Source organism: Kerstersia gyiorum (assembly GCF_004216755.1).
Taxonomy (GTDB): domain Bacteria; phylum Pseudomonadota; class Gammaproteobacteria; order Burkholderiales; family Burkholderiaceae_B; genus Kerstersia; species Kerstersia gyiorum.
The window spans coordinates 491,591-512,883 of record NZ_SGWZ01000002.1 but is presented as its reverse complement, the minus strand read 5'-3'; the positions used below and the strand labels follow the sequence as shown (position 1 = coordinate 512,883).

The 21,293-nt window shown below is 61.1% G+C and carries 16 protein-coding genes and 1 pseudogene; 11 read left to right on the top strand and 6 right to left on the bottom strand.

The window, feature by feature from the left end:
* Window positions 1-17 precede the first annotated feature (17 nt).
* The 3 genes from coaBC (at window position 18) to dut (ending at window position 2,570) form a co-directional block, all read left to right on the top strand.
* The gene (gene coaBC, locus EV679_RS08640; RefSeq protein WP_127773851.1) at window positions 18-1,229 is read left to right on the top strand and encodes a bifunctional phosphopantothenoylcysteine decarboxylase/phosphopantothenate--cysteine ligase CoaBC; all 1,212 of its coding nucleotides are present in this window, start codon (window positions 18-20) and stop codon (window positions 1,227-1,229) included.
* 75 nt (window positions 1,230-1,304) lie between these two features.
* Window positions 1,305-2,018, top strand: coding sequence for a hypothetical protein (locus EV679_RS08635; RefSeq protein ID WP_130486979.1), 714 nt, complete (start codon window positions 1,305-1,307; stop codon window positions 2,016-2,018).
* A gap of 102 nt (window positions 2,019-2,120) precedes the next feature.
* Window positions 2,121-2,570 (top strand): dUTP diphosphatase, encoded by a 450-nt coding sequence (gene dut, locus EV679_RS08630; RefSeq protein WP_127773848.1) that lies wholly within the window; start codon window positions 2,121-2,123, stop codon window positions 2,568-2,570.
* 104 nt (window positions 2,571-2,674) lie between these two features.
* Here dut and clpA read toward each other — a convergent pair whose 3' ends face one another.
* Complete coding sequence (gene clpA / locus EV679_RS08625) at window positions 2,675-5,002, bottom strand: ATP-dependent Clp protease ATP-binding subunit ClpA (RefSeq protein WP_068368043.1); 2,328 nt, start codon at window positions 5,000-5,002, stop codon at window positions 2,675-2,677.
* 99 nt (window positions 5,003-5,101) lie between these two features.
* Window positions 5,102-5,437, bottom strand: a complete 336-nt coding sequence (gene clpS, locus EV679_RS08620; protein WP_068368046.1) for an ATP-dependent Clp protease adapter ClpS — start codon at window positions 5,435-5,437, stop codon at window positions 5,102-5,104.
* A 302-nt stretch (window positions 5,438-5,739) separates the two neighbouring features.
* Here clpS and EV679_RS08615 point away from each other — a divergent pair, with 302 nt between their 5' ends.
* Together EV679_RS08615 and EV679_RS08610 are read left to right on the top strand one after the other, a co-directional pair.
* Complete coding sequence (locus EV679_RS08615) at window positions 5,740-5,985, top strand: cold-shock protein (RefSeq protein ID WP_068368049.1); 246 nt, start codon at window positions 5,740-5,742, stop codon at window positions 5,983-5,985.
* A 354-nt stretch (window positions 5,986-6,339) separates the two neighbouring features.
* Window positions 6,340-6,819 carry a DUF192 domain-containing protein gene (locus tag EV679_RS08610; RefSeq protein WP_130486978.1) on the top strand — a complete coding sequence of 160 codons (480 nt, stop codon included), beginning with the start codon at window positions 6,340-6,342 and terminating at the stop codon, window positions 6,817-6,819.
* A 455-nt stretch (window positions 6,820-7,274) separates the two neighbouring features.
* Here the strand turns inward: EV679_RS08610 and xseA are convergent.
* A pseudogene (gene xseA, locus EV679_RS08605) lies at window positions 7,275-8,714 on the bottom strand (exodeoxyribonuclease VII large subunit); the annotation flags it as partial.
* A gap of 459 nt (window positions 8,715-9,173) precedes the next feature.
* On the opposite strand from xseA, the gene lpxK reads away from it, so the two are divergent.
* The 6 genes from lpxK to rpsT all read left to right on the top strand — a co-directional run bounded on the left by lpxK (window position 9,174) and on the right by rpsT (window position 16,234).
* Entirely contained in the window at window positions 9,174-10,271 is a 1,098-nt protein-coding gene (lpxK, locus tag EV679_RS08600) for a tetraacyldisaccharide 4'-kinase (RefSeq protein ID WP_127773842.1), read from the top strand.
* A gap of 21 nt (window positions 10,272-10,292) precedes the next feature.
* On the top strand, window positions 10,293-10,481 hold the full coding sequence (locus EV679_RS08595) for a Trm112 family protein (protein WP_068368059.1): 189 nt from the start codon (window positions 10,293-10,295) through the stop codon (window positions 10,479-10,481).
* 266 nt (window positions 10,482-10,747) lie between these two features.
* Window positions 10,748-11,404, top strand: coding sequence for an adenylate kinase (gene adk, locus EV679_RS08590; RefSeq protein ID WP_130486977.1), 657 nt, complete (start codon window positions 10,748-10,750; stop codon window positions 11,402-11,404).
* Between the two features lie 179 nt (window positions 11,405-11,583).
* Window positions 11,584-13,134 (top strand): murein biosynthesis integral membrane protein MurJ, encoded by a 1,551-nt coding sequence (gene murJ / locus EV679_RS08585; protein ID WP_130486976.1) that lies wholly within the window; start codon window positions 11,584-11,586, stop codon window positions 13,132-13,134.
* A 382-nt stretch (window positions 13,135-13,516) separates the two neighbouring features.
* Window positions 13,517-15,748 carry a phosphocholine-specific phospholipase C gene (locus EV679_RS08580; RefSeq protein ID WP_130486975.1) on the top strand — a complete coding sequence of 744 codons (2,232 nt, stop codon included), beginning with the start codon at window positions 13,517-13,519 and terminating at the stop codon, window positions 15,746-15,748.
* Window positions 15,749-15,970: 222 nt separating this feature from the next.
* Window positions 15,971-16,234, top strand: coding sequence for a 30S ribosomal protein S20 (gene rpsT / locus EV679_RS08575; protein WP_068368072.1), 264 nt, complete (start codon window positions 15,971-15,973; stop codon window positions 16,232-16,234).
* 199 nt (window positions 16,235-16,433) lie between these two features.
* Here the strand turns inward: rpsT and EV679_RS08570 are convergent, their stop codons facing one another.
* From EV679_RS08570 to EV679_RS08560, 3 genes are all read right to left on the bottom strand, one after another.
* Window positions 16,434-18,560 (bottom strand): hypothetical protein, encoded by a 2,127-nt coding sequence (locus tag EV679_RS08570; protein ID WP_130486974.1) that lies wholly within the window; start codon window positions 18,558-18,560, stop codon window positions 16,434-16,436.
* 253 nt (window positions 18,561-18,813) lie between these two features.
* Window positions 18,814-19,554 carry a DUF2968 domain-containing protein gene (locus EV679_RS08565; RefSeq protein ID WP_130486973.1) on the bottom strand — a complete coding sequence of 247 codons (741 nt, stop codon included), beginning with the start codon at window positions 19,552-19,554 and terminating at the stop codon, window positions 18,814-18,816.
* A gap of 113 nt (window positions 19,555-19,667) precedes the next feature.
* Window positions 19,668-21,095, bottom strand: a complete 1,428-nt coding sequence (locus EV679_RS08560; RefSeq protein ID WP_130486972.1) for a sigma 54-interacting transcriptional regulator — start codon at window positions 21,093-21,095, stop codon at window positions 19,668-19,670.
* Window positions 21,096-21,293: the final 198 nt, after the last annotated feature.

The window sequence follows — 21,293 nt, the reverse complement described above, 5'->3', positions numbered from 1 at the left end:
AAGGCGGTCTTCTTGCCATGCCTGAACTGCACAAAAAACGCCTGGTACTGGGCCTGACCGGCGGCATCGCCTGCTACAAAAGCGCCGAACTGCTGCGCCGCCTGGGCGACCACGGCGCCACGGTGGATGTCGTGATGACCGATGCCGCCACGCATTTCATCACGCCCGTCACCATGCAGGCGCTGTCCGGCCGGCCGGTTCATACCGATGCCTGGGACAACCGCCAGCCCAACAACATGCCGCACATCAATCTGTCGCGCGGGGCCGATGCCATTGTCATCGCCCCCGCATCGGCGGATTTCATGGCGCGCCTGGTACAGGGCCGCGCCGACGACCTGCTGGCGACCCTGTGCCTGGCCCGCACCTGCCCGCTGATCCTGGCACCCGCCATGAACCGCGAAATGTGGGACAACCCTGCCACGCAACGCAACGTGCGCCAGCTGCGCGAGGACGGTGTCATCATCATCGGCCCCGGCAGCGGCCACCAGGCCTGTGGCGAGACCGGCGACGGCCGCATGCTCGAGCCCGCGGAGATCCTGGCGGAAATCATCGCCTTCTTCCAGCCCAAGGTGCTGCAGGGCAAGCGGGTGCTGCTGACGGCAGGCCCGACTTCCGAACCCATAGACCCGGTACGCGTCATCAGCAACCGCTCCTCGGGCAAAACAGGTTATGCCCTGGCACGCGCCGCCTTCGAGGCCGGGGCCAACGTTACCCTGGTTTCGGGCCCGACGGCGCTGGCCGCCCCTTATGGCGTCGAGCGCATTTCCGTGCACACTGCCCTGGAAATGCACCAAGCCGTCATGAGCCGTACTGGCGAAGCCGATATTTTCATTGCGGTCGCCGCCGTCGCGGACTGGCGGGTAGCCAATCCTGCCGAGCACAAGATCAAGAAAACCGATAACGGCCGTGGCGTGCCGGTACTGGAATTCATCCCGAATCCCGATATCCTTGCCAGCGTCGCTGCCCTGCCTGATGGCCCCTGGTGCGTCGGCTTTGCCGCTGAAACCGAGAAGCTGGTTCAGCACGCCGAGGAAAAGCGCCAACGCAAAGGCATAGACTTGCTGGTCGGTAATCTTGCACAGGATGTCATGGATGGCGACGATACCCGCCTGAGCCTGTTTGACGCCGCAGGCTGCCATCACCTTCCTGCGGCCGACAAGCTCAGCGCCGCCCGGCGCCTGATAGGCGAAATCGCCCGCCGGGCACCGCAACGCCATCACAGCGCCTGATTGATTCCTGGCCGCCGGGCACGTCATCTGCGCGTGCCGGGCGGCCAGGAGAGCCCAGGGCCCCAGGAGAAGCGCATGCCCTTGCATGACGATACGCCCCCAAAAGGCGATTACGCCGCCTATATCGAAAAACTGACGCAACGCAGCCAGGCCGGCAACTTCGGACTGCCCGAGGCAGACGCAGGCAATGCGGGTAGCACTCGCAAGCCGGCGGCAGCACGAGCCATCCAGCTAGCCGCGCAAAAAGCATTGCAGGAGGCCAAGCGGAAAGCAGCACAGGCTTCGGCTGACGGTGCAACGGCAACCTCGCGGCCAGCCTCCCAGACGTCCCGGACATCCCAAGGTAACGCAACGCCCAAGCAATCCACGGCCGCCTCTGTTCCCGCCGCGTCCGACAGCCTGAGGCTGGGTAGCGCATGGCAGGCCCAGAAAGCATCATCGCAGTCGGTCTCAACGGGCAACTCCGCCAGCTACGGCAACTATGGCAATGTTCCCGAGTCGGCGGCGCCTAACGCCGCCGACTCGCCCCAGGAAAAGCCGGAAGCAGCAAGCAGGAAGAAACGCTCCAACTGGCCTTTGCTCATTGCCATACTGGTTTTCGTGCCCCTCTTCAATATTGTCGGGGACATGTTGAACAACCCCAGGCCGGAAGGCTTGTTTTTCATCATCGTGGCGGTGTTCGTCATCTTTTCCATCCGCCACTCGATCAAATCCGGCAATGAGCCGGACAAGGGCAAGAAACGCCCTGCCATCAAGAAAGACGACGATTATCCGAACACCGGGCACTGAGTCCCGGCCCGGCCACAGGCCGGCCCCACGCGCCCGGTATTCGCACCGCGTCGCCAGCAACTTCAAGACACAAGCTTTTTGATACAAGACAGGACACAAGTCATGAAAACCATCGCCCTGAAAATCCTGGACCCGCGCATGGCGGCATCGCTGCCCGCCTATGCCACGCCAGGCTCCGCCGGCCTGGACCTGCGCGCCTGCCTGGATGCGCCGCTGGAACTGGCGCCGGGCGCTACGGCCCTGATTCCCACCGGCCTGGCCATCCACATCGGCGACCCCGGCTACGCCGCCATGTTCCTGCCCCGCTCCGGCCTGGGCCATAAGCACGGCATCGTACTGGGCAATCTGGTGGGCCTGATCGACTCGGACTACCAGGGCCAGCTGCAGGTTTCGGTCTGGAACCGCAGCCAGCAAGCCTTTGTCATCGAACCCATGGAACGCATCGCCCAGATGATCATTGTTCCCGTCGTCCAGGCGGCATTCGAAGTCGTGGAAGATTTTGAAAGCAGCGACCGCGGTACCGGTGGATTCGGCAGCACCGGCACCCGCTGAGCCCTGCCGCGCGAATAAAAAACCCGGCCAGAATGTGAACTGACCGGGTTTCTTCATGGCAGCCCGCAATGGCTGCCATCAGGCGGGCATTTACAGGCAGTGGTTCAATCCGCCAAAGCTTCTTCGGGGCGGTCGCTGCCTGCACCACTGGCCTGGGCATCGTCCTGTTTCGGAAAGTTCAGAACGACATTGCCGTTGCCATCCAGATCCACCACCACGGAACCGCCCTGCGTCAGCTTGCCGAACAGGAGTTCGTCAGCCAGCGCCTTGCGTATCGTGTCCTGGATCAGGCGTTGCATCGGACGCGCCCCCATCAGCGGATCGAAACCTTCCGCTGCCAGATGCTCGCGCAGCGTATCGGTGAAAGTCGCCTCGACACGCTTTTCGTGCAGCTGCTGTTCCAGTTGCAGCAGGAACTTGTCCACCACGCGCAGGATGATGTCGCGCGACAAGGGGGCAAACGACACGATGGCGTCCAGCCGGTTGCGGAACTCCGGCGAGAACAGGCGCTTGATTTCCGCCATTTCATCGCCACGCGTTTCGCTCTGGGCAAAGCCGATCGAACGCTTGCTCAGGCTTTCCGCACCGGCATTGGTGGTCATGATCAGAATCACGTTGCGCAGGTCTGCCTTGCGGCCGTTGTTGTCCGTCAGCGCGCCATGATCCATCACCTGCAACAGGATATTGAACACGTCAGGATGCGCCTTCTCGATTTCGTCGAGCAGCAGCACGCAATGCGGATGCTTGCTGACAGCCTCCGTCAGCAAACCGCCCTGATCAAAGCCGACATATCCCGGCGGCGCGCCGATCAGGCGCGACACCGCATGGCGTTCCATGTACTCGGACATATCGAAACGCAGCAGCTCGACCCCGAGCGTGAACGCCAGCTGGCGCGCCACTTCGGTCTTGCCTACCCCCGTTGGACCGGAGAACAGGAAAGAACCGATGGGCTTGTCCGTCTTGCCCAGGCCGGAGCGCGACATCTTGATCGCCGCCGCGAGCGCCTCGATGGCAGGATCCTGGCCGAACACGACCGCTTGCAGGTCGCGTTCCAGGCTGGCCAGGCGATTGCGGTCGTCTGTCGAAACGGACTGCGGCGGAATGCGGGCCATGCGTGCAACGATGGCCTCGATGTCGGTCCGGCTGATCACCTTCTTCTGCTTGGACTTGGGCAGCAGGCGCTGCGCCGCGCCAGCTTCGTCAATGACGTCGATGGCCTTGTCCGGCAGATGCCGGTCGCTGATATGGCGTGCGGACAATTCCGCGGCGGCCACCAGCGCCGTATTGGCGTAGCGCACGCCGTGGTGGGATTCAAAGCGGCTTTTCAGGCCGCGCAGAATCTGTACGGTCTGGGCCACTGTCGGCTCGGCAACATCCACCTTCTGGAAACGCCGCGAAAGCGCCGAATCCTTCTCGAAAATGCCGCGGTACTCGGTATAGGTGGTCGCGCCCATGCACTTGAGCTGGCCCGAGGACAAGGCAGGCTTGAGCAGGTTGGAAGCATCCAGCGTACCGCCAGACGCAGAACCGGCACCGATCAAGGTGTGGATCTCGTCGATGAACAGTACTGCGTTCGGGTTGCCCTTGAGCTGCTTGAGCACCGCCTTCAGGCGCTGCTCGAAGTCGCCACGGTATTTGGTCCCGGCCAGCAAGGCACCGATATCCAGTGCGTAAACCTGGGTTTCGCACAGAATCTCTGGCACGTCGCCACGCGTTACGCGCCAGGCCAGGCCTTCAGCGATGGCAGTCTTGCCGACACCGGCCTCACCCACCAGCAAGGGGTTGTTCTTGCGCCGGCGGCAGAGAATCTGGATGACACGTTCGACTTCCTCTTCGCGCCCGATGAGCGGGTCGATGCGGCCCGCCAGCGCGGCAGCGTTCAGGTTGTGCGCATACTGTTCCAACGGCGATTGCTGGCGGTTGTCGCCCGTTTCGGATTGCGGCGTGCGGGGCTGCTGGGGCGCAGGCGATTCCGGCGCCTCTTCAGTCGCCTTGGGCGCAATGCCATGCGACAGGTAGTTGACGACAGCCAGCCGTGTCAACCCTTGTTGTTGCAGGTAGTAGGCAGCGTGAGAATCCTTTTCGCCAAAGATGGCCACCAGGACATTGGCGCCGCTGACCGGCTTGCGCGCGGTACCGCCACTGGACGACACATGCATGATGGCGCGCTGAATCACGCGCTGGAACCCCAGGGTCGGCTGGGTGTCGACTTCGGCACCCTCTGCCGCCACGGGCGTATTCTCGGCCACGAACTGGCGCAAATTGCTGCGCAGCAATTCAAGATCGACGTTGCAGGCGCGCAGTACTTCAGCCGCCGAAACGTTATCCAGCAGCGACAGCAGCAAGTGCTCAACGGTGATGAATTCGTGACGGGCGGCGCGCGCCTCGACGAACGCCATGTGCAGACTGACTTCAAGCTCTTGGGAAATCACGACGCTCCCTCCATTATCGTTCGAGGCGGACGATGAGACAGGTTTATATTCTATGCTGATCCGTGCTGCGCACCATTCCCGAGAGGCAAAACACGGAAATCAGGTAGATTCCATAACGCATTGCAAAGGATGCTGATGCGTACGCGCATACCGGGACACCTGCGCCACACGCGTGGCGGCGATATCACGCGGATAGATCGCACAGACCGCCCGACCTTCATGATGCACCTGCAGCATGATGCGAGTCGCTTCCTCCATGCCCTTGCCGAAAAATTTCTGCAGCACCTCGACGACGAATTCCATCGGCGTGTAGTCATCGTTGAGCAGGATGACCTGGTACAGCGGCGGCGGCCCGACCTTCTGCTCCGCTGGTGCGGGCGGGGCCACGACGGTAGTTTCGACACCGCTCTGGGCGGCAAGATTAATGCTAATCATTCTTGTATTGTAGGATATTTGACCGGCGCCCGATGCGCCAAAGAACAATGCGGGCGCCGCATCGGGGAGGAAATTGTCATCATCCCCGTCCCGGCACGCCCGGCACAAGCAACAATCAGTAACCCCGCCTCAAGCCCGAAATCGGCCCAAAACGTGATTTAAAACAATGTATTTATGTCATTGGCTACATTTTAAGGGTTTGCAACACTTGACGGTGACCCGACAGCCCAAGCATTATCAATATCGGAGAACCGGCAGCCGTACATGCCGGACCGTTTCACTCGATTCATGAGGCTGTTTGCATGTCCGACACTACTGCTTCCACTCAAACCGAGTCCACTGAAAAATCCACGGGTACCGTCAAGTGGTTCAATGACGCCAAGGGCTTTGGCTTCATCACGCCCGACAACGGCGACGAGGACTTGTTCGCTCACTTCTCCTCCATCCAGATGGAAGGATTCAAAACCCTGAAGGAAGGCCAGAAGGTTTCCTTCGACATCATCCAGGGCCCGAAGGGCAAACAAGCCCTGAATATTACTTCCGCCTAAGCTTCCGTGGCCGATTAACCAGCCCTTCCACTCAGGAAGGGCTGGCTTCCCAGTGCCTGCACCGGCTGGTTCCACCCTGCGCCGCCTTGCGCTCCCCCTTTGCCAGAAGGCAGCATCGCCGGATATCCGCCGCCCCTCCCAACCCACACTTTTCCGTCAGCCAGACTGCTGCCGCCCAGGCAGTGCACCGGCCGGCACGCCCAGCTTCCCTGCGCGTCGGCATAGCCGCCCCGGCGTCCTCGCCCATTGCAGCGCCAGCCGTTTCCGCCAGGCCCACGACACCGTTATCATTCAGGCATTGTGTCCGTACCGGCTTCCCAACCCTTTCCACCGCACCTGCTGCCCTGCTGCAACATGTCCATTGTTTCCCTGTTCAAGCGCCGTGCTGGCGCCTTCGCCTGGGCGTCAGCCCTGTTACTGGCCAATGCCGCCCTGCCCGTCCAGGGCAACCCTGCCGCACCTTTACCTGTCATCACAATTCAGGCAGGCATGCATCTGATCCATGCCGAGGTCGCCAATACCCCTGAAACACGCCAGACCGGGCTGATGTTCCGCCGTGAACTGGCCGCCAACGCCGGCATGCTTTTCGTCTTCGAAGCGCCTGACGTCCAGTGTTTCTGGATGCGCAACACCTATATCCCCCTGAGCATCGCTTTCCTGGACAACCAGGGCGGCATTGTCAATATTGCCGACATGCAACCCCAGGACGACACGCCTCACTGCTCGGAAGAACCGGTCAGCCAGGCGCTGGAAATGCCGCAAGGCTGGTTTGCCGAGCGCGGCTTTGCCGCAGGTGCCGTATTGCGCGGGCTGCCGGCACCGGTCCAGCCCTGAGTACACCAAGACGCCCGGCCTGAGGTCGGGCGTCTTGGGGGCCTGAAGGCACGATGCACCAGTACAAGAGCCGATCCTCGCCTTGCCAGGCACATTTGCCAATTAGGAAATTCCATAAGCTAATGGGCAATTTGGATGCGAGATAGATCCCATGCCATCAATATGGGATTGCGCGGCGAAATAATTTGCCTCAGAGGCACACTGGGAATAGTCCCAAAATCAGTAATTCCGTATTTAAGGTCGCACGCAACGCCCGCTCGCCATCGAGGTAATGGCGGGCGCAGCATAGCGGGCACCCCATGCCGCTATCCTTACAAAGGCAGATTGCCCTGATTATCCGTGTCTGCGTCCTGTCCGGCTGGACGCCTAGCTGCCGCACGCGGCTGCGCCTTTGTTGGCGTACGCCTCTGGGCCGCAGGTTTTTCCTGGCTGCGGCCGGCGCCATCCGCACCCATGACTGCCACCTGCTTGCTACCCTGCGCCAACTGCAAGGTCAGCGGCTGGCCGGCTGCCAGTGCAGTAGCATCGGTCACGACATGGCCAGCCTCGCTCCAGGCGATGGCATAACCACGCGCCAGGGTATTTTCGGGATTCAGCGTGCGCAGGCGAGCCACCAGATTTTCCAGTTTGCGCTGGCGACGCTCCTGCGCACCTTGCGCACGCTGGACCAAGTCACGCCGCAGTTGCGCCAGGCGCTGTCCATGCCGTTCGGGATCCGGCACAGCGTGGGCGAGCCTTGCCTGTAACAAGGCTAATTGGCTGCTGCGCCTGGACTGCTGGTGCCGGACACTGGCCTGCATGGAAGCCAGCCGGGCCTGCAGGCGTTCGCGACGCTGCGCCCATTGCTGCGCCGGCGACACCATGCGGGCCTGGGCGTAGTCCAGCCGTTGCGCCCATAATTCCAGGCGCCGCCGTTGGGCGCGCGCCAAGCCGCGCCCCAATGTCGCCAGGCGTGCCAGCCAGTCTGCCCTGGGCACGCACGCCAATTCGGCGGCTGCCGTCGGCGTGGGGGCCCGCAGGTCTGCCACGAAATCGGCAATGGTGAAATCCGTTTCATGCCCCACACCGCTGATCACCGGCACCGGACTGTTGGCGATGGCCAGCGCCAGGCCTTCATCATTGAAACTCCACAGCGATTCGATACTGCCGCCCCCCCGCACGACCAGCAGAACATCGGTTTCCGCCCGGCGCCCTGCCGTCAGCACAGCCTCTCGCAAGCGCGCGGCGGAATCGTCGCCCTGCACCGGCGCGGGATAGATAATGACCGGAACATTGGGCGCACGACGCGCCAGTGCCGACAACACGTCGCGCAGCGCTGCGGCCTGCAGGGAGGTCACCACACCGATCGCGCGAGGCAGAACAGGAATGGGACGCTTGCGTTCCGCATCAAGCAGGCCCAGCGCCGCCAGTTTTTCCTTCAAGCGCAAAAACGCTTCATAGAGGTCGCCCAGACCCGCGCGGCGCATGCCCTCGACTTGCAATTGATATTCACCACGAGGCGCATAGACTGACACGCGTGCCAGGACTTCGATCTTGTCCCCCTGGCGCGGCTCGAAGCCGACGGCCTGGGCGCGCCCACGGAACATGACGGCCCGCACGCTGGCCCGCGCATCCTTGAGAGTGAAATACCAGTGCCCTGACGCCGCCCGGGTGAAATTGGAAACCTCTCCGCCCACCCATTGTTGCGGTAAACCTGCTTCCAGAATGTCACTGACCTGCTGGTTCAATTGCCAGACGCTCAAAACGGGTGGCCGACTACGGCCGCCTGCAGGCGGAAACGCCTCATCCTGCGGATCGCCCACATCGGGAAAACCCTTTGTTTCCCGATGGATATCCTCTTCGGCGGGGACGACACAGGCAGGAGATTCGAAGCGGCGGCGAGGAGAAAAAGTCATATATCAGGAACAACTGTCCACAGAAAAGTCAAGCCGGGCCGCCATCATACCTTGAGTGCCAGAAATGGCTCAAGATCAGCATCCGCTTCAAATTAAGCCCACAACTTATTGTTTTTATTGAATTTTTAATTATTTCCACAATAAGTCAAATTTTGAGCAGCCCAGCTTACAGCCAGCAATGACGCTGCCTTCCACACTCTTACCCACAGAATTATCCACAGATTCTGTGGATAGCTTGGGCGTCCCACCCGCGCCTGCACTCAGCAGCCACAAAGATACACAGCCCCCCAGGAATGGATCTGCCGTGCGCGAGCCAGCCCCTCCCCGATTGCGTTCTGATGCGTTAGCATAATCGTTTGGCCGCATTGCGGCAGCGCAGCACCTGTCATGCGGCCCACGGACCGGGCCCCGCGTCCGCTCTTGCGCCCCTTCTTCCGACACCCTGCCGCCTTTCGCCGCATGCCCTCCCCATTACGTGCAAGCCTGACCCGTTTCGTGCAGCATCAGTGGCAGCAAGGCGGCTGGCTCTCCACTTTGCTGCGCCCGCTGGGTGCGCTCGCCGCCTGGCACGTGCGCAACAAGCGCTCAGCCTATGCCACCGGCCGCAAACCGTCCTGGCGCGCGCCGGTACCCGTCATTGTCATCGGCAATATTTATGTCGGCGGCACCGGCAAGACGCCCGTGACCATCGCCACCGTCAACGCGCTGCGTGCGCAGGGCTGGCGTCCTGGCGTGATCAGCCGTGGCTATGGCGCTGACATCGGCGCCGCGCCGCGCTGCGGCATGGCACCGCTGGACGCCACGCTTTATGGCGATGAACCCGCGCTGATTGCCGCCGCCACCGGCGTGCCGGTCGGCGTACACCCCAAGCGGCCACTGGCAGCCCAGACCCTGCTGGCCCGCTGGCCGGATATCGACATCCTGATTTGCGACGATGGCCTGCAGCACCTTGCCCTGCAACGCGACATCGAAATCGTCGTGCAAGACGAACGCGGCACCGGCAACGGCCGCCTGCTGCCCGCCGGCCCGTTGCGCGAGCCTGTGGAACGCCTGCAGGATGTCGACATCATCATCACCAATCGCCAGGCGCTGCCCGCTCCTGCCGCCAAAGCGACTACCACGACAGCCCTGCGGCCCATGACTGTCAGCATGAGCCTGCAGCCCGAACGCTACGAACACCTGTCCAGTGGGCGCAGCCTGTCGCCCGCGATGTTCACCGCTGAAGCGGCCGGACTGCCGCTGGCTGCGGCAGCCGGGATCGGCAACCCTGCCCGCTACTTTGCCATGCTGCGCCAGCAGGGGCTGCACCTCGATACAACCCTGCCACTGCCAGACCATCATGCGTATGACGACAATCCCTTCGCCCGCCTGCAAGCCGAACGCATCCTGATTACCGCCAAGGACGCCACCAAATGCCGTGCACTGACGGACGACCGCCTGTGGGTGGTACATGCCGCACCATCCTTCCAGCCTGCGGACTGGCTGGCGCGCCTACCCTTGCCCGCCAATGAGCAGGCGCATGCAATGAATGCGCCCGGCCAGGATGGAAACGGGTAAAAAAAGGGATAAAATCGAAACATGAACACCCGCTTACTTGAGGTCCTTGTCTGCCCCCTGACCAAGGGCCGTCTCGAATACGACGCACAGCGCGGCGAGTTGATTTCGCGCGGCGCCGGCTTGGCCTTTCCCATCCGTGACGGTATCCCCGTCATGCTGGTGGAGCAAGCCCGCAAGCTGGAATCCCAGGACAACGCCGCGCAGCACTGATCCCCAACCTGCCGGCCGAACGACTGACAGGCCCTTCCGGGAAAGGCAAGCATTTTTCACGGATACAGGGGAAATCCCCATATCCACGCAATACGAAGCAAGCGCAAATCGGTTATAAAAATGCCTTCCGCGTTATATGCGCAGTGCACAATAAAAGCACGCCGGTAGTGGCCCAACACGACTGACCGCCAGTGTTAGAGCACTCACCGCAACGCGACAAGGCAATTCATCTCCGCCAGCAAGATATAACAACCACAGGAGTTCCCATGCGTCTCATTCTGCTTGGCCCCCCCGGTGCGGGCAAGGGTACCCAGGCCGCCTACATCACGCGTCAGTACGGTATCCCCCAGATATCGACCGGCGACATGTTGCGCGCCGCTGTCAAGGCCGGCACGCCTCTCGGCCTGGAAGCCAAGAAAATCATGGATGCAGGGAAACTTGTCTCCGATGAAATCATCATCGGCCTGGTGCGTGATCGCCTGCAACAGCCGGACTGCGAGAAAGGCTATCTGCTCGACGGTTTCCCGCGCACCATCCCCCAGGCTGACGCACTCAAGGACGCCGGTGTTGCGCTGGACTACGTCATCGAGATCGACGTCCCGGAAGACGACATCATCGACCGCATCAGCGGCCGCCGCGTACACCCGGCCAGCGGCCGCAGCTACCACGTGCGCTACAACCCGCCCAAAGTCGCCGGCAAGGATGACGAAACCGGCGAGGACCTGATCCAGCGTGACGATGACAGCGAAGCCACGGTTCGCAAACGCCTGGCGGTCTACCAGGAACAGACCCGCCCGCTGGTGGACTACTATTCCCAGTGGGCCGACAGCGGCGACCAGGCCGCGCCGCGCTACCGCAAGGTCGCCGGCGTGGGGGATGTCGAAGCCATCCAGGCCCGCATCGAAGCCGCCCTGAAGAGCTGACCGGCAGCCGTTCCAGGCCAGCCCTTTGTCCTCCGCCAGGCCCAGTGCCTGGCGGTTTGGTTTTCGGACCCTGTTTTTTTATCGGCAACGGGCCGTGACCATGCTGCCGGACCTGCGCCCGCTGTCCTTGCATCGCCCACCGTGCCAGTGACTCCCGCCACGTCTTTTTTCACCGCCCCATGAGCCTGCTTCGTTCCGCCGCCACCGTCAGCAGCCTGACGCTGCTCTCCCGCATTACCGGACTGGTGCGCGATGTTCTCATTGCCCGCGCCTACGGGGCCGGCGCCCTGACCGACGCCTTCTGGATCGCATTCCGCATCCCCAATCTGCTGCGCCGCCTTTTTGCCGAAGGCGCCTTTTCCCAGGCCTTCGTTCCCATTCTGGGCGCGGTCAAGACAGAAAACGGCGAAGAGCGAGTGCAGGAACTGTTGGACCGGGTCGCCATGATTCTGACCCTGATCCTCATGGCCGTCACGGCCGTGGGCGTCCTGGCCGCGCCGTGGATCGTCTATCTCATTGCCAGCGGCCTGAACGAAGCCGGCGGCAGCAACGGCTATGATGCGGCCGTCACCATGACGCGCATCATGTTCCCGTACATCCTGTGCATGTCGCTGGTCGCTTTCGCTTCGGGCGTGCTCAATACCTGGCGCCGTTTCGCCATTCCTGCATTCACGCCCGTGCTGTTGAACGTGGCGATGATATCGGCTTCACTGTGGCTCGCGCCGCGCATAGAACCCGCCATCTATTCGCTGGCCATTGGCGTCATGGCGGGCGGCGTGGCGCAGCTGGCCGTGCAGTGGCTGGCGCTGGCGCGCCTGGGCGTCTTGCCCAGCTGGCGCCGCAGCTCTGTGCGCCAGGCCTGGCAGGACCCAACCGTCCGCCGCATTGGCAAACAGATGCTCCCGGCTATCCTGGGTGTTTCCGTAGCCCAGATTTCCCTGCTTATCAATACCAATATCGCCAGCTGGCTGCCTTCCGGCAGCGTTACCTGGCTGTCGTTTGCCGACCGCCTGATGGAATTTCCCACGGCACTGCTGGGCATCGCGCTGGGCACGGTACTACTCCCCAGCCTGTCGCGCGCGCATGCCAGCCAGGACATAGACACCTACAGCCGCCTGCTGGACTGGGGCATGCGCCTGACCCTGCTGCTGGGCCTGCCGGCCGCGCTGGCGCTGGCCATGCTCTCCGAAGGCATGGTTGCCACCCTGTTCCACTACGGTGAATTCAAGGCCATCGACGTCAGCCAGACGCAGACTGCCGCCGCAGCCTACTCCGTCGGTCTGATCGGCATCCTGTCGGTCAAGATCCTCGCCCCGGGTTTCTATGCCAAGCAGGATATCCGCACCCCGGTGAAGATCGCCATTTTCGTGCTCATCATCACGCAGGTGTTCAACCTGGCGCTGGTACCACTGCTCAGCCATGCCGGCCTGGCGCTGTCCATCGGCCTGGGCGCGTGCATCAATGCCATTGCCCTGCTGCGCGGTTTGCTCAAGCGCGGCATCTACCGCCCCGGCGCCAGCTGGACGCGCTACGTCTGGCGCATGCCCCTGGGCCTGGCCGCCATGGCCGCCATCCTGTATAGCGCCAACCAGCACATCGACTGGATCGCACTGCAAACCACTCCCTGGATGCGTGTGCTGCTGCTCGCAGGCGTCGCAGGTGCCGCCGCCTTCAGCTACTTTGCCGTGCTGTTCCTGAGCGGTATGCGCCCGTCCGACTTCCGGCGCTAGTCTCCGCCACACCGGCTTCATCCCGCCCGCCGGCCATCCGGCGCGCGTGAGCCCTGCCCGCCCCACATTCCCACCGGCTCTTCAGGCCTGCGGGGTTGCGCGCGCCCTGGCAATCCTGAAGCGGCTTGTTACCTGATGATCATTTTTCTGATCACTCCATCAGCCGAATTGCCGCTTGCTTCATCGGGATTTCATACGTACAGCTGAAGATGCCAGCAGAAGCAGGAGCCACCATGGCATGCCACCTGGCGCATCCGCCTACCGCAGCCCAAGACACTCAACTTGAGCTACCGCTGCCGCCATGATCGCCCGCCTTCGACTCATGGCTGCCCGACGTTCTCATGCCGGGAAGACCGTTGCCCACTCTTTCCGGATACAAGGTATGTCTGACCCGTCCTTTTCGAATCGCAAGCGTCAATTCCTGATGCAGGCCATGTATGGCGCAGGTGGCGCGGCCGGCCTGGGGCTGTTCCCGCCCAGCATCCGCAAAGCCCTGGCGATCCCGGCCAACAATCGCACCGGCACCATCAAGGATGTCGAGCACGTCGTGATCCTGATGCAGGAAAACCGTTCCTTCGATCACTACTTCGGCGCCCTGCACGGCGTGCGCGGCTTCGGCGACCGTATCACTATCCCGCTGCCGGATGGCCGCAGCGTCTGGCAGCAGACGGACGGCAAACGCCCCATCCTGCCGTATCACCTGGACCAGACCAACGGTAATGCGCAGCGTGTTAGCGGCACGCCACACAGCTGGAACGATGCGCGCGATGCCTGGGACAAGGGCCGCATGACGGAATGGCCGAAGCACAAGGAATCCCAGTCCATGGGGTACTACAAGGAACAGGAGCTGCCGTTCCAGTTTGCGCTGGCCAATGCATTCACGATCTGCGACGCCTATTTCTGTTCGCTGCATGGCGGCACCAACACCAATCGCATGTTCCTTTGGACCGGCACCAACGGCGCCACGACCGAAGACCAGCGCGTGGTCGTGAACAACGCCTGGGACTCCATCAACGTCGCCGACGATATTCTGCGCATGGGCTACGAATGGACCACTTATCCGGAGCGGCTGGAACAGGCAGGCGTGTCCTGGATGGTCTACCAGAACATGCCCAACAACTTCACCGACAACCCGCTGGTGGGTTTCAAGCAGTATCGCAAGGCCAACCGCGATTCGGGCAAACCGGTCTACCATGACCGCAAAAGCAACCCGGCATACGACCCTGCCACCGACAACGCCGGCAACCCGCTCTACAAGGGGATCGCCAATACCATGCCCGACGGGGGCTTCCTGGAAACCTTCCGGCGCGACATCGCCGCCAACACGCTGCCGCAGGTTTCCTGGGTGGTGGCGCCAGCCGAATATTCGGAGCACCCCGGCTCGTCATCGCCGATACAGGGCGCCTGGTATACGCAGGAAGTTCTGGATGCACTGACCGCCAATCCTGAGGTCTGGAGCAAAACCGTACTGATCGTCAACTTTGATGAGAATGACGGATTCTTTGACCACGTGCCGCCGCCCTGTGCGCCCTCGCTGGACAAGAATGGCAAGATGAGCGGCCGCGCCACGCTGGTCGACGAGGACCTGTCCTACGAATACTTCCAGCACAACCGTGTGCTGGGCACCTTCATGCCCCTGCCGGACAAGGACTGCTATGGCCCCGGACCGCGCGTTCCGATGTATGTCATTTCGCCCTGGAGTCGCGGCGGCTGGGTGAATTCGGAAAACTTCGATCACACCTCGGTACTGCGCTTCCTGGAAGCCCGCTTCGGCGTCAAGGAAAGCAATATCAGCCCCTACCGCCGCGCAGTATTCGGTGACCTGACTTCAGCCTTCGATTTCGTGAATCCGAATCTGGACAAGGCGCCGGACCTGCTGAAACTGGAAAAGAATGCTGCCGACGCGCTGCGCAAGGCGCAGGAGCAACTGGCGCAGGTTCCCCTGCCCAACGAGTATGTGCAGACCCTGCCGCAGCAGGCCACCGGCATCCGGCCCTCGCGCGCCCTGCCCTACGAGCCCCACGTCAGCGGCCGTGCCAATACCAGCGACGGCACCATGGAGCTGGTCTTCTCCAATACCGGCAGCAGCACCTGCTTGTTCCATGTCTACGACAAGCTGCACCTGGACCGCACCCCCAGGCGTTACGTCGTGGGCCCGGGCCTGCAATTGACCGACCAATGGCAAGCGGTTGCGGAAAACAACGGACGCTATGACCTTTGGGTGCTCGGGCCCAACGGCTTCCATCGCCATTTCACCGGTAACCTGAACGAGCTCCAGCCGCGCGGCACCCAGGAACCGGAAATCCGTGTCTGCTACGACATCGCCAATGGCAATGTCTACCTGGATGCCCTGAATCCGACCAATGAAGCCTGCGTATTCCACATTGCAGCCAATGCCTATTTCGGCAACGGGGAGCAATGGGAGCTGAATGTCCCTGCCGGCAGCGCGGAAACAACATTCTGGGACCTATCCTCAAGCGGACACTGGTATGATTTCACTGTCCGTATCGAAAACGGCCGCATGCCAGCCTGGCTCAGGCGGTTTGCCGGTCGTGTGGAAACCGGCAAGGATTCCATCAGTGATCCCGCCATGGGTACGCCAGCAAGGAACTGATCGCTCTTGATGCCCAGGCATCTTTGGCAACCATCGGTTCACAGGCATCCCGAACGTCCCGATTCGCGACCTGACACGAGCCGCCAGCCTCCCCGAGGCTGGCGGCAATTCCCGCATGTCGTGGCCCGCCAGGATCTGGAACGAGCCACGGCTTGCATAATGCTGGAATGCTGATAGAATAATAGGCTTTCCAGAATTCTTTTCTATAAATAATCAACCAACATGGCCAATTCCGCACAAGCCCGCAAGCGCGCCCGCCAATCGGTGGCCCGCAACAAGCACAACTCCAGCCTGCGTTCCGCTCTGCGCACGGCAATCAAGCGTGTGCGCGCGGCCATCGCTGCTGGCGACAAGGCTGCTGCTTCTGAAATTTTCCAAAAGGCGTCCAGCACGATCGACCGCATCGCCGACAAGAACATCATCCACAAGAACAAGGCCGCTCGCCACAAGAGCCGCCTGGCCTCCGCCATCAAGGCGATGGCCTGATTGATGACACAGGCGCGCTTCCCGTCCTCTGCTGGTTGAAGCGCCCTGTGATACAGCCTTCGGGCTGATTTCATCATCGTGGAATCAAAAAAGCAGGCTGCATGCAGCCTGCTTTTTTTGTTCTTCGCTACCTGAAACGCAACCAGGCAACACACCTGGCTGCATCAACAGGCACAGGCTGCCGCCAGACCCTGCCCTATCAGGATGCCGTCATGATGGTGACGTGATCAAAGTTTTTATATTTCTCACGCACCGCGGCAAATGTCACCCAGGGATAGTACTGTTCCGGTTTGACGACGTGCTTGTTCACCGGATAGAAGTAGTTCCCGGCTCCCCCATAGTTGCCAAAATCCTGCTCCCAGCCGCAGCTTCCCTGGCCGATGATGCAGTTACTCCCGTTGGTCTTCCTGAAATCACGCTCATTGGTGCTGGGCCGCGCATAGGCGCGCTGTGAGGACAGCACTGTTATCGGCGGCCGCCGCTGATCCGGATTGATAACGGTATGAGACTGGAACGTGTCGTCCAGCCAGAAATTGAACTTCGGCGCCGATTCGATTTCGGACACATCATAAAAACCATCTGCAGGCCCGCCAAAACCGATGATATAGCTCTTGAAGCTAAGCGCCCGCCGCTGCGACTCCTTGAAGAAGGGAGTTTCAATATCAGCACGCTGCGGTACTTCCCACGGGCGGCTGCCAAACTGCCTTACCGCCTCGGGCAATCTCGATTCAGCATGCTGGAGGTCATCCTTATCACGCCAGGTGCCATAGTATTTCGACAATGAGGCGTCGGCCCACCAGCCATACCCGGTACGCAAGTCGATATAAAGCTTGTCATGCGGCAGTGCAGTCACACTGATTTGTTCGAATACCTTGTCATACTGCACGGCGGCGCGGCAAAGCTCCAATAGATAGGTTTCGTCAATCTGCTCTCGTTCCTGGTATTTGAGCGACAGCATGCGCATCACCTTCAAGGTGAGGATATATGCCTGGAATGCGCGCAGCGATGCCATATAACGCTGGAAAACCGCTTGCGCCGGGTAACCATAAAAATGCGTCACTTCGCTGCACTGAATTGTCTGCATCAACGCATCCATCACGGTATTGCCAACACCCAACTGCCCGGGATAGCCAATAAAAAGCTGCGTGATGGTATACGGCGTATCACCCAGCTTGCTTTGGATCTGCTCACGGATCACTGCAGAGCGAATGGCATAGTCAGCCTCGCTGGTATATCCCTGCAAGGCTTTCAGGTCATTACTGATACTGAAGCATGCGCGGATAATGTCATTGACCGGGCTGACCACCCGGTTCAATTCCGCATTGTTCAGCTTCTTCAGCAAGGCATTGACGTCGCCAACAATGACCGCAACCTGTTCGGCCAGCTGGGCAATCATTTTTTCCATGGGCGAGGTCGTGGAAAAAATACCCAGCTTCACCAGCAAGCCGCCAAACAGTTCCTCTTTTTCCTCATCGCTGAGCGCACCATCGAGCAAGCTGAGGATCTTGCTCAGAAAGAATTTGGCGGCCTCCTGCGGATCAACTCCCGCAGCCAGCACCTGCCCCGCCCGACGGTCAGGCCGGCCAGCTTCCTCGAAAGACTGTGCCTCACGCGCAAAGCTCAGTGCGCCAGTGACGTGGGGTTCCTGCCGGGCTGCCGACACCACCTGATTGATATAACCATCCAGATCCAGCCCTGTCTGCTGCTGTGCAGCCATGAAGGCCTTCAGCGAGAAACCCGGATGGAATGGCCCGGATATCTGTACAGCATCATGGCGGGCGATACCCAGAAAATCCTGCATACGCTGCTCGGCCTGGGTATGGCGCCAAGCTGTCGCGATCCGCAAACGGTCAACCAGGCTGGTCAGTACATTGATATGCCATGGTTCGTCAGCCAGGATCTCCCGCCCGATGTCATACGCGGACAGCGCCGCCCCTGAGGTTTGCGCCACCAGGCGCATGCCGGATCGCGCCACCCCCGGTATCACAAAATGGCCATCGGCATCGCTGATGGCCTGTCCGATCAACTGGCCGCCATGGGTGTAGGCCGCCACCGATACAGGATAAGCGCCGTCGTGTTCGACCTGCCCGAAGATTTTCGCGTCGACCACACGGTCCGGATCCAGGTCCAACTCATAAGCGTCGCCACATGGCACTTCCGCAACATCATCGGCATATGAGGCCTGCCCTTCCAGGACCCAAGGGCCTGCATCAGGCCCGAATGCATCAAAACCATCATCTTGCCCGCCTGCGCGACGGCCCGGCAACGTCGTGGCAAACACAGCCGGAGAGCCCGGCTCCAAAGAACTGCGCTCATCAGATGGCACGCTGGTATCAGTCGGGGACGGCGGAGTGTTGATTGGACGCATCATCGGCCTTGGGAAGAGTGTCTGGAAGAAACCTGGCCAATCAGGAAAACACGATCAGCAGGTGCAAGCCTTGATGATTAAAGGTCTTTCCCAGACCCACGACAATCACTGATATCAGGGATGCAGCCTTGTCGATGACGCAATAAAAACACCCCGGCCAGAGCAAATGGCTATGCTCTGGCCGGGGTGTTTTACCGCTATACGTATGTGATCAGCGCCGCACGGCAGCACCGGCACCTTGAATTGCCTTGCCTTGCTCGGCTTCGAGGCGCTCGATCTGCCGTTGCAGGCTGCGCAACTGCTTCTGCGCGTCCTCTTGCTGGGCTGCCAGCTGCGCCGCATCCTGCTGCGCCTGCTGCTGCCGGGCAGCCACGCGGTCTTCCTGCTGGCGTTGCAGTGCCAGGTCGGTCTGCAGCGCATTCAGGCGGTTGGCGCGCTGCATCAGCTCCTTCTCCAGGTGCGCGTGCTCGGCCTGCAACTTGATGCGACGGACATCCGCCTCGGCCAACTCATAGGTTTGCTGGCTGAAGCCGCGGTAAGTCTCCTCGGCCAATCGTTCATCCTTGGTCCGGAAAACGCGCCAGAAGTCTTTTTGCTGGAACAACGCCACGTAATACAGCAGCTCGTCCGCCTTGAACAGCAGGCTGGCACCGTAACTACCGTTATAGGTTGTTCTCAACTCGCTGACCTTGCGGTCCTGGATCAACTGCTCCAGCTCCACGGCCGAGCTCTGGGCCACCAGCGAAGGCGGCGCCAGTTCCGCAGGCGGACGAACTTCCGCACTGGCGGCTGCCGGCGCCGGCGCGGCCTGGACAGTCGCCTGGGTCACCACGGGCCGGGACATGGCAGCGCTGCCGGTATCCGGCTGCGTGCTGGCACAAGCCGCCAGGCTTGCCAGCGCCAAGCCGTACAGCACGATGCGCGTGGGTTGAAAATCCTTTCGAGTCAACATACTGTTCAACCTTTTACCTGATTCATTCTGATTTTTTACCGCCAGCCTTTCGCAATCTCATAAAGACCCAAAGACCATTACAGAAGCCTGGCATGATACGCGAGCCTGGCTGATTATGCCGAGGAATAAATACCGCCCAAGGCAACGCTGCCGTCACTGCCAGCCTGGATCTGCAGCTTGCGCATTTTTTCCCACAGCGCTTTGCGGCTGATGCCCAAAGCTGCGGCTGTCTCCTGACGCCGCCAGGCATGTTTTTCCAAAGCCGCGATAATCCTCATCCGCTCTGCCCGGTCTGCCTCACTGAGCGTCTGGCTGATCACGGCCTCGTCCGCCGGCGCCACCGGCACGTGCAGGAAACCCAGGCTGCGCATGCGGCTGAAGACCTGCTCCGAACGTCCGGGGTTCCAGTTCCCCAGGACCAGGCGCAACAGCCCCAGCCGCTCCACCAAGTTCAGCATTTCACGTACATTCCCTGGAAAGCACATGGCAGCCACGCGGTCCAGCATCCAGTCTGGCGGAATGGGGTCATCTATTCCGACAGCATGCAGGTAGCGTGCCATCAGGGCGCGGAACAAGGCGATTTTTTCTGCCGGTCCACGCTCATCCAGCGAAGGAATGTAAAGCTCAATGACAGCGAGCCGGTAATAAAGATCGGCCCGAAAAGCGCCCAGGCGCACTTGCTCCACCAGGTCCCGGTTGGTTGCGGCCACCAGCCGGAAGTCCAGTTCGATTTCCTGGGAGGAGCCAACGCGCATGGCTCGGCGTGATTCCAATACCCGCAGCAGCTTGACCTGCTGCTGCAGCGGCAACTCTCCGATTTCATCCAGGAACAGGGTCCCCCCGCTGGCCTGCTCGAAATAGCCTTTGCGGGTCGCCATGGCGCCAGTAAACGCCCCTTTGACGTGACCGAAGAATTCAGCCTCGAACAGGGTTTCGGGAATTGCGCCGCAGTTGACCGCCACGAACGGCCCATCCTGGCGTTCCGAATGCTCATGCACGTAACGCGCTACCCGCTCCTTGCCTACGCCCGTTTCGCCGTAGATCAGTACATTGGAATGACAGCCTGCGACCATGCGGGCCTCGCCCAGCAATTCGCGCATTTCCAGCGAGACGGCAATGATTTCTTCACGCGGCGCGACATTGGGTGGAGCTGCCACCGGCTGGATGGTGCTGACCAGTTTCAACACCATATTGCGCACCTCAGCATGGCTGAACTCAGCCGGCAAGGTGTGCGAATGCTCAGGCGGGAAAAATTGCTGGTGCTGGGAGCGGTAGGATGTCGTCGCCGCGATCCAGATGACAGGAATGGCCTGAGCGCTCAACCATTCCAGGGCTTGAAAACGATGGTTGGCCATCACAGAGACGGACACCAGCGCGACAGCGGGACGCAACTCGTCCCGCGCCAGATTGACGCCCGGCTGCTCGGCCGGAATGATAGTGGCTGGCAAATCCGCAAACACTCGCTCTATGCGGGCAACGATATCAGCGCTGCCCTCCCAGACATAAAGCTCGAACTCTGGCAGCTCAGCACTATTAGTCATTCAGCCACTCCAGCGGCATGCAATCTGCTGCCAGCCCAAAGCATACGCAAAAATATCCCATACGCCAATTTCTCTTCAAGCGCAACTCACGAAAACCCACCATCAAATTAAGCAACAACAAATAAAGCAATTCTAAAATTAAACAATGCCAAAACCGCCCCCCTTTGCCAAGCACGCAATCAATGCGAGCCTCGCATT